General features: G+C 74.9%; 7 protein-coding genes. 3 read left to right on the top strand and 4 right to left on the bottom strand.

The window, feature by feature from the left end; all coding sequences use genetic code 11:
* Positions 1–343: 343 nt before the first annotated feature.
* Together FOE67_RS12900 and FOE67_RS12895 are read right to left on the bottom strand one after the other, a co-directional pair.
* On the bottom strand, positions 344–667 hold the full coding sequence (locus FOE67_RS12900) for a DUF3140 domain-containing protein (RefSeq protein ID WP_182663735.1): 324 nt from the start codon (positions 665–667) through the stop codon (positions 344–346).
* A 2-nt stretch (positions 668–669) separates the two neighbouring features.
* The gene (locus FOE67_RS12895; protein WP_182663737.1) at positions 670–942 is read right to left on the bottom strand and encodes a hypervirulence associated TUDOR domain-containing protein; all 273 of its coding nucleotides are present in this window, start codon (positions 940–942) and stop codon (positions 670–672) included.
* A gap of 279 nt (positions 943–1,221) precedes the next feature.
* Here FOE67_RS12895 and FOE67_RS12890 point away from each other — a divergent pair, with 279 nt between their 5' ends.
* The 3 genes from FOE67_RS12890 to FOE67_RS12880 all read left to right on the top strand — a co-directional run bounded on the left by FOE67_RS12890 (position 1,222) and on the right by FOE67_RS12880 (position 4,246).
* Complete coding sequence (locus FOE67_RS12890; RefSeq protein ID WP_182663733.1) at positions 1,222–2,049, top strand: phosphodiesterase; 828 nt, start codon at positions 1,222–1,224, stop codon at positions 2,047–2,049.
* A 110-nt stretch (positions 2,050–2,159) separates the two neighbouring features.
* Complete coding sequence (locus tag FOE67_RS12885) at positions 2,160–3,062, top strand: MBL fold metallo-hydrolase (RefSeq protein ID WP_182663731.1); 903 nt, start codon at positions 2,160–2,162, stop codon at positions 3,060–3,062.
* A 41-nt stretch (positions 3,063–3,103) separates the two neighbouring features.
* Complete coding sequence (locus FOE67_RS12880; RefSeq protein WP_182663729.1) at positions 3,104–4,246, top strand: calcium/sodium antiporter; 1,143 nt, start codon at positions 3,104–3,106, stop codon at positions 4,244–4,246.
* A 54-nt stretch (positions 4,247–4,300) separates the two neighbouring features.
* On the opposite strand, the gene FOE67_RS12875 is transcribed toward FOE67_RS12880, so the two are convergent.
* Together FOE67_RS12875 and FOE67_RS12870 are read right to left on the bottom strand one after the other, a co-directional pair.
* The gene (locus FOE67_RS12875; RefSeq protein ID WP_182663727.1) at positions 4,301–5,017 is read right to left on the bottom strand and encodes an RraA family protein; all 717 of its coding nucleotides are present in this window, start codon (positions 5,015–5,017) and stop codon (positions 4,301–4,303) included.
* A 112-nt stretch (positions 5,018–5,129) separates the two neighbouring features.
* Positions 5,130–6,374 (bottom strand): acyltransferase family protein, encoded by a 1,245-nt coding sequence (locus FOE67_RS12870; RefSeq protein WP_228473833.1) that lies wholly within the window; start codon positions 6,372–6,374, stop codon positions 5,130–5,132.
* Between the last annotated feature and the right edge of the window lie 4 nt (positions 6,375–6,378).

Below are 6,378 nucleotides of genomic sequence, written 5' to 3'. Positions count from 1 at the left end.
GTGCAGGTGGGGTGAAAGCGCTCGCCCGGGGACGGGACACACCCCGCCCGCCGCGGCATCCCGCGACGCGTCGGACGAGGTGCCCGTCCCGGCGCGCCCCGCAGGGGCCCGGGGCGATCCCGCCCCGCCGAACGGCCTTCCGGGCGGGGCCCCGGACGCCCCCCGCGCCGGCGGCGACCGGAACCCGTGGGCACCGGATCTCCCGCACCGACACGACCGCCACTTCCCCCACCGCTCGGCCTCCGCCTTCGGCTCCAACCGCTCGGCGATCTTCCCGGCCACCGGCACGGGCGGGAACTCCGGCACCGGAGCACCGGGGCGCGCTCGGGTCCCGGCCGGCGGTTCACTCCTTGAGCGGGTCGTGCCCCCAGTTCATCAGGGAGTGCCGCCAGCGGCTGTCCTCCACGTTCCCCGAGGGACGCTGGGCCAGGTGGCGCCGGATGTAGCCGCTCACCTTCCGCATGTGGGCCCGGTCGTCGTCGTCCAGGTCACCGCGCCGGGTGCGCAGGATCTGCACGATCCGCCGTCCGGAGGCGTGGCCGGTGGACTCCCCGCCCCCGTCCTTCTGCCCCACCGAGGCCGACTCCTCGGTGTCCAGCCACTCCTCCAATTCCCCGGCGGTCATGTTCACCAGGTCGTGGAATTCCCCGGTCTCCCCGCCGGACATCGTCAGTCACCCCCCTTGTCGGCGTTCCCGGCGTTCCCGGCGTCCCCGGACCCGCGGTCGGGTTTCGGGCGCAGCGCCCCGGGCCGGTGCACGGCCGATCCCCCCGACTTCTCGCTGCGCACCCGGTACTGCGGGTCGTCGGGGGAGGCGTCGACGGTGCGGCCCGCCGCCTCCGTGCGCTCCGTGATCTCCTCCTCGACGCGCCCCACGGCCTCCCCGCCGTGACTGCTCCATGCGACCCGGTCGCCCTTGCGCGGCTTGCGGCGCCCACCCATGCCGTCCACCTCCTCGTCACCGGTCTCCGCCGGCGGTCGTCCGTGCTCCCCCCCCCGGCCATGCTGCGGCCATCCGTTTCGCCCCGCACCCCGGAACGGCTCGTCCGACCCGCATCACCGGCGGCCCCGGGGGTACCCGAGCGACATGATCGACGGCGCGTCCGGCGCCGGAAGGGCAGGGCGGAGCATGAGCGGGTGGCGGAGCACTGACATCGGTGGGGCCGGGCCGGCGGGGACACGGGACGCCCGGTCGTCCCGGTGGGGCCTCCGGGGGCCGCGGTGAACGGCGCCGGCGACACCGGGGCCGGTCCCGGGCGGTTGCGGGCCCCGGCGCGGGAAGTGGCCCGCCTGCGGCGCGCCCCGGCCCTGCATCCCGACGGACTGCTGTGCCCCGGTGCCCTGGAGATCCCCGGCACCTCCGCCGGCGGCCCCCGCTGGGGGGTGCCCTGGCTCGACGAGGCGGGGCGGTACGCGGTGACCGTGCGCTGGTCACGGGCCCTGGGGTTGCCCCCGTGGCTGCCCGACGGCCTCGGCCTGGGGCTGCGGGTGATCGACGCCGCCGGCCCCGGCCGCCATCTGGACCTCCTGTTGACCACCAGCCGTCCCGGCCGACTGCTGCGCCACGTGCCCGTGATGCGCCGCGACGCCCTCGCCGGGCCGTACACCAGTCTTCTCGCCCACCGCGTCGGCGACCGGGACCGGGTGCTGGCCGCCGTTCCCCGGGAGACCGAACCCCGCCGGGTCCCCGGTGACCTCGCCGCGCTGCGCGCCGCCCTGCGCGGGGCACCGGCCCGGATGCTGCTGTGCGCGGCGGCCGCCGACGAGCCCTGGCGCGGCTTCGGATGGCTGACCATCGGCCCGCCGCGCGGCGGGCCGACCGGGGCCACGCCCGGTTTCGACCTGCGCGGCAACAGCCTGCCCGGGCTGCGGCCCCCCGAACGGCTGCTGCGGGCCAGGGACGCCGCCTACACCGGCTCCCGGGAGGGGCACGGGCTGCTCGTCGGGGAAATCCCGGCCGGGCCCCCGGGCCCGGCCGGGCCCCCGGGCCCGGCCGGGGCCGACCCCGGGCGGCCGGACGCCCCCGACACGACCGACGACCACCCCTGAGGGACCTCGCCGGCAACGGGGCGACGGCCGGCCCCGACGGGGTTCACCGGACCGGAAACGGGGCACCCGGGGGCCTCCGCGCGATCCCCGACGCCCCGGAGGTACGGACGATGACGGAGGAACCGCCGAAGGGTCGGGTGGCGATCCGGTTCGTCGGCAACGCCACGATGGTGTTGCGGTACGGCTCCCTCACCCTCCTGACCGACCCGAACCTCCTCCACGGGGGCCGGTTCGTGCATCTGGGATACGGCCTGGTGTCGCGACGACTCCTCGATCCCGCCGTCCCGCTCCGGGAGATCCCCCGGCGGCCCGACGCCGTCATCCTCTCCCACCTGCACGGCGATCACTGGGACCGGCCGGCCAGGCGCCACCTGGACCCCCGGGTACCGGTGCTCACCACCCCGCACGCGGCCCGTTGGCTGCGTCGGGTGCACCGTTTCCCGCGGGCCGTCGGGTTGCCCACCTGGCACGGTCGCGACCTGGTCGCCCGGGGGGCGCGGGTGCGGGTGACCGCGGTGCCCGGCCGCCATGCCCGGGGCGCCCTCCGGGTCCTCCTGCCGCCCGTGATGGGGAGCGTGGTGGAGTTCGGACCCGCCACGGGCGGTGTGGACCTGCGGATGTACATCTCCGGCGACACCCTCCCGATCGAGAGCCTCGGGGAGGTCACCGAACGCCATCCGGACATCCACCTGGCGGTCCTGCACCTCGGTGGCACCCGGTTGCCGGGTGGCTTCCTGGTCACCATGGACGGCCGCCTGGGCAACGACCTGATCGAACTCCTCGACCCTCCACTGGTCCTGCCGATCCACTACGAGGAGTACACCGTCATGAAGTCCCCGCTCGCGGACTTCCTCCACGAGGCCGAACGGCGGGGCTTCGCCCCCCGTGTCGTCCACTGCCCCCGGGGCGGCCTCCTCCACGCCGGACCCGGGGCCCGGGTCGAGCCGGTGCCGGGGACCTTCCCCGCCCCGCCCCGACCGGACCCCGCGCGGGGGGACCGACCGGAACGATGAACCGCCCCCGCGCGGGGTCGGACGATCCATAGACTGCGGCAATGGATCTTCTCGATGTGGGACGCATCATCGCCGGCCTCGTCCTGCTCACCGTGGGCGGCGAGGTGCTGGTCCGGGGAGCGGCGAACCTGGCCGCGCGGGTCGGCATCTCCTCGCTCGTGGTCGGCCTCACGGTGGTCTCCACCGCCACCTCCGCCCCCGAACTGGCGGTCACGGTCGGCGCCGTCATGAGGGACGAGCCCGGCCTGGCGGTGGGCAACGTGGTCGGCAGCAACATCGCGAACGTGCTGCTCATCCTCGGCATCTCCGCCCTGGTGCTGCCGTTGCTGGTCAAACAACGGCTGGTACGGCTCGATCTGCCGATCATGGTGCTGCTGTCGGTCATGCTGCTGGTGATGTCCCTGGACGGCGGCATCGGCCTCCTCGACGGAATCATCCTGCTCACCGTCCTCATCGGTTACACGGTGATGACCGTCCTCGTCAGCCGGCGGGAGTCGGCCGCGGAACGTGCCGCCGTCCGATCGGAGGGCGACGCGGTCCCGACCGCGGGGCGGGCCGCCGCGTCCGGCGCGGAGCCCGGGGACTCCCGTGAGGTCTCGGTGCCCAAGTCGCTGCTGTTCGTGGTGGTCGGCGTCGCGCTCCTGGTGGCGGGGGCCACCGTCCTGGTCGAGGGGGCCGTCAACACCGCCACCGCCTTCGGCGTCAGCAGCCTGGTGGTGGGCCTGACCGTGGTCGCCGTCGGCACCTCGTTGCCCGAACTCGCCGTCTCCGTCATCGCCGTGCGGCGCGGGGAGCGGGATCTGGCGGTGGGCAACGTGGTGGGCAGCAACATCGCCAACATCGGCCTGGTGCTGGGGCTGCCGGCCATTCTCTCGGCCGACGGTCTGCCGGTGCCGGACGCGGCGGTCGCGCTGGACATCCCCCTCATGCTCGCCGCGGCCGTCGCGCTGCTGCCGATCGCCTTCACCGGATTCGTCGTCGCACGGTGGGAGGGGGGGCTGTTCCTGGCACTCTACGCCTCCTACACGACCTTCGTCGTCCTGGCGGCCACGCAGCACGACGCGCTGGAGGGCTTCACCACCGCGATGGTGTGGTTCGTGCTGCCCCTGGTGGCGGTCACCCTGATCGCGGTCACCGCGTACGAGTTGGGGTTGCACCGGGGCCGACGGCAGAACACCGGCTGAGCCGCCCGGTCCCGTCCGCCGTCGATGCCGACGGCGGACGGGACCGGCGCCCGCTCATTCCTCGATGGCTCCCCCCACCGATCGCAGGTGTTCCCGGAAGGTGTGACCCGGCGACTCCCGGCGGGCGGCGAGATAGGCGTCGAACCCCACCTGCTCGCGCAGCGTGACCCCGGCCCGGATCCGGTCCGCCTGCCGTCGCTCGGCGTCCCGAACCGCCTCGGCCGCCGCGAGCAGTTCCGCCGCCCGTCCGGCGGGCAGGAAGAGCACCCCGTCGTCGTCACCGACCACCAGGTCGTGCCGCCCCACCGGCCAGTCGCCGATGTCCACCGTCTCCGGCGGGGAGGAGACCACGGGGGAGCGGCCGTCCGTCCACAGCGGGCCGGTGGGCAGCGAACCGGTGCTGAAGACCGGCAGCCCGATCTCCCGGATGTCGGCGGTGTCCCGGTGCAGTCCCCACACCACGACACCGGCCAGTCCGGCGGCCCGGGCCTCCAGGACCACCAGGTCCCCGACGCACGCCTCGTCCGTTCGGCCGCCGTTGTCGACGACCAGGACGTCGCCCGGAAGCGCCCCGGTGAACGCCTCCAGGAAGACGTCCACGCTGCCCGCGTGCCGGGCCGGCAGCGCCCGTCCCGCCACCCGGGTGCCCGGGACCACCGGACGGGTTCCGGCCGGGGCGCACCGTACGGGGACCCCCACCCGCAGGCAGGCGTCCGCCAGGTGGGCGGTGGTCACCGCTCCCAGCCGCTCGACGATTCCCGGCTCACCCATGCGATCCTCCGTGTCCGTGCGCGAGGCCGGCACCGGCCGGCCGCCCCGGCGCGGTGTCACCGCCGCACGGTACCGCCCCGGGGCACGGAAGGGCGGGCGGGGGATCGGGATCTCAGGCGGCGCCGTTGCCCGCGGGGGTCGCGGGGGATCCGTCCACGGCCCCCGCGGTGACGACCGGGACGACGGTCCCGGGCGGCGCCGCCGCCGGGGTGCCGTCGCCGGGGGGACCGGTGGTTCCCCCGACGCGGTCGGGGTCCCCGGTCCGTCGCGGGCCCCCTCCCCGGCCCTCCCGGTCGACGAGGAGGCGGTCGATCGGCGGCCGGACCAGGGGGCGGGCGAGCCGACGCACCGGGGGGGAGCCCAGGACCAGCGTCAGCGCCACCCCGCACAGCACCAGTCCGACCTGTTCCGCCGGTGTGTCCACCCGGGCGATCCAGCCGGCCTCCCGGAAGGGAAGGATCACCAGGGGGTGCAACAGGTAGACGGTGAAGCCGGCCGCGCCGGTGGCCGTGACGATCGGAAGTCGACGGCGGGGGACCAGGCGCAGCAGGCACAGCACCGTTCCCACCGCGAGGGCCAGAACCGCCAGCCGGATCACCCAGGCCCATTCGTACCCCAGCGGCTCGGCCGTGTACGGGTGCCGCATGGAGAGCCATCTCCCCTGGATCTCCCGGTGCCACCACAGCCCCACGGCGATCGACGCGGACAGACCGCCGACGGCGGGCCACAGCGTTCGCGGACTCGTGAACCATCCGCGCAGCGCGCCCTGCCCGATCCGCCAACCGATCCAGAAGAGCGGCAGGTAGACGACGGTGCGGCTCGCGGAGTAGGGCAGGCCCAGTTCCTCCACGTAACCGGCGGCCAACGCCATCGCCGTGGTGACCGTCAGGGGGTGGCGCAGTTGGGCCACCAGGGGCAGCAACAGTCTCCAGAAGAACAGCGACATCAGGAACCACAGGGTCCACGGCAGCTGGGTGACGTGAAGGGTGAACTCCCCGCCCAGCAACCGGACCTCCAGGGAGAACAGGAGGCTGAAGATCGCGGCCGGGACCAGGATGGAGCCGATCAGCGCACGCGCCCGGCGGGGGTCGAGGGGGGCGGCGGAGCTGAAGACGCCGGCCAGGATCACGAAGGCGGGTACCCGCAGCGCCCAGGTGGCCACGTGCAGGGCGTGCAGCGCCTCGTGACGGGCCATGACGCTGCCCACCGTGTGGAGGACCACGATCAGCGTGGCGGAGACGAACCGTGCGTTGTCCCACCATGGATCCCGCCGGCCGGCGGGATCCATGGTGGGACGGTCCCCGGCAGGTGGCCGGGAGAGGGGGAGGGGACGCGGTCTTCGTGGGCGGATGACCATGGTG

The organism is Streptomyces calidiresistens (genome assembly GCF_014141525.1).
In the GTDB taxonomy this organism is placed as follows: Bacteria; Actinomycetota; Actinomycetes; order Streptomycetales; family Streptomycetaceae; genus Streptomyces; species Streptomyces calidiresistens.
Note: the sequence above shows the minus strand (reverse complement) of the source record. Positions and strands in the feature narration are given on the sequence as shown.

Coding starts and splice junctions, on each gene's coding strand:
- FOE67_RS12900 (WP_182663735.1), bottom strand. CDS start 667: ATGTCCGGCGGGGAGACCGGGGAATTCCACGACCTGGTGAACATGACC.
- FOE67_RS12895 (WP_182663737.1), bottom strand. CDS start 942: ATGGGTGGGCGCCGCAAGCCGCGCAAGGGCGACCGGGTCGCATGGAGC.
- FOE67_RS12885 (WP_182663731.1), top strand. CDS start 2,160: ATGACGGAGGAACCGCCGAAGGGTCGGGTGGCGATCCGGTTCGTCGGC.
- FOE67_RS12880 (WP_182663729.1), top strand. CDS start 3,104: ATGGATCTTCTCGATGTGGGACGCATCATCGCCGGCCTCGTCCTGCTC.
- FOE67_RS12875 (WP_182663727.1), bottom strand. CDS start 5,017: ATGGGTGAGCCGGGAATCGTCGAGCGGCTGGGAGCGGTGACCACCGCC.
- FOE67_RS12870 (WP_228473833.1), bottom strand. CDS start 6,374: ATGGTCATCCGCCCACGAAGACCGCGTCCCCTCCCCCTCTCCCGGCCA.